This is a genomic window from Streptomyces sp. NPDC051217, assembly GCF_044455465.1.
Lineage (GTDB): Bacteria > Actinomycetota > Actinomycetes > Streptomycetales > Streptomycetaceae > Streptomyces.
This window is the reverse complement of record NZ_JBITEV010000033.1, coordinates 1-1,530: the sequence shown is the minus strand read 5'-3', so window position 1 is coordinate 1,530 and position 1,530 is coordinate 1. Positions and strand designations below refer to the sequence as shown.

The window sequence follows — 1,530 nt, the reverse complement described above, 5'->3', positions numbered from 1 at the left end:
TTGCCCCCACCGGTGATCTCGCAGACCTGCGTACTGATCCCATCGGCCAGCGCCGGACCGACCCCCGTACCCACCAACGCGCCCACGATCGCCGCCACGACGACAATCAGGCCGACGTACTCGATCGCCCCCTGCCCACGCTGAGACGATCTGCGCAACGCACCCAACAGCCGCGCGTCAGTGCGCGGCAGGACCGTCTTGCGCAACCTGTGCCGGAATCGACGCACGACCCATTCCCCCTATACGTCGGCCTCTGCCCGTACAGGACTACAGGAACGGGCCGTGCAGTTCCCGCGGTTACGTCACCGTCACGCGTCGCTCGGAGTCCCGCCGTAGTAGGGCCTGACCGTTCCCCGGAGCTTCCGCTGGATCGACCGGAGCGACTTGATCGTCGTCTCGTCATCGCGCCCGGTGGTCGTCGGCCATTCGAAGCCCGTGCCCACCAGATCGCTGACGAACACGATCTCGACGGCCAGCAGGATCCGCGCCCAGTCGACCGGGGCGAGAGGCACGTCGTCGGCGAGCGCGCGCCGCAGCCGGGAGCACTGGTCGAGCAGGTCGCGCTCGCTCTCGAACCCCATACCGACGGCGAGTTGATCACCGCACCGGGCGGGACCGCCCCATTCGAGGAGGGCCCGCCGCAGCAACGCGGTCTCGTCGCCGGCGAGCAGAGCGCTCGCCGCGACGTCGCTTCCCGCCATCAGTCGAGTTCCTCCCAGTAGTCGTCCAGCGTCGTAGGATCCCGGCGGAAGATGGTTCCGCCGTCCGGATGCGTCGGGTCGTGAATCACGATGGTCGTGCCGTCCTTGCCGAGGTACGCCTTCCGGCCGCTGCCGAGGGGCTTGGTCCGCGAGGGGTTCTTCATGACGTCGGTGGCGAGCTTGCCGAGCTCCTCCGCCGAGACGCCGGGGAAGTCCTTCGCGTGCTTGTCGTTCGCGTGCCCCTTGGCGATGTCGCCGGCGTCTTCGAGCCGCTCCTCGTCGGTGCACCAGTCGTTGTTGTGCACCAGGACCGGTGTGTCACCGGTGACGACATAGTACGTGTGGATGCCATTGACGGTGAGGTCGTGCGTGGTCTGCCGCTTGGTGTAGCGGTCGACGGCCGTGACCTGCACGGACGTACCTGCGGGCGTACGGAGGTCGTCCCCGGCCGCGATGTCCCCGGCGTCCGCCCAGCGGCCCTGGTCCGTCAGCCAGAACGGGTGGGTGTCGGTCGCCGTCAGAACCTCGGCGCCCGAGTCCGTGAGGACCGTGAGGCGTGTGAAGTCCTTGTCGTCGTACGTGGTGATCGTCCGCTCGATGGCACGGGCCCGCGTACGACCGCTTTCGGGGTCGGTCGCGACGACGCGCATACCGGCACGCACTTTGTCGATCGCCATACGACGGCCGTCGGCGAGCAGCACGGGAGTGCCGGGCAGGAAGCTGTGCTTGACGGCGCAGGACTCCGGCTTGTCCTCCGGTTTGTCGCCGTCCCTGGGTTTGTCCTTGTTCTCCTGATCGAGTTTCTTCTTCGCGTCGGCGAGTCTGTCCT

At 67.8% G+C, this 1,530-nt stretch carries 3 protein-coding genes; all 3 read right to left on the bottom strand.

Going from position 1 to position 1,530, the window contains the following annotated elements; genetic code table 11:
- Positions 1-206 (bottom strand): hypothetical protein (locus tag ACIBBB_RS36145; RefSeq protein WP_398989722.1); only part of this gene is annotated, 206 nt, incomplete at its 3' end.
- Positions 207-308: 102 nt separating this feature from the next.
- Positions 309-701 (bottom strand): hypothetical protein, encoded by a 393-nt coding sequence (locus tag ACIBBB_RS36140; RefSeq protein WP_398989720.1) that lies wholly within the window; start codon positions 699-701, stop codon positions 309-311.
- A partial coding sequence (locus ACIBBB_RS36135) for a polymorphic toxin-type HINT domain-containing protein (RefSeq protein ID WP_398989717.1) occupies positions 701-1,530 on the bottom strand: 830 nt, incomplete at its 5' end. The genes ACIBBB_RS36140 and ACIBBB_RS36135, both read right to left, overlap by 1 nt.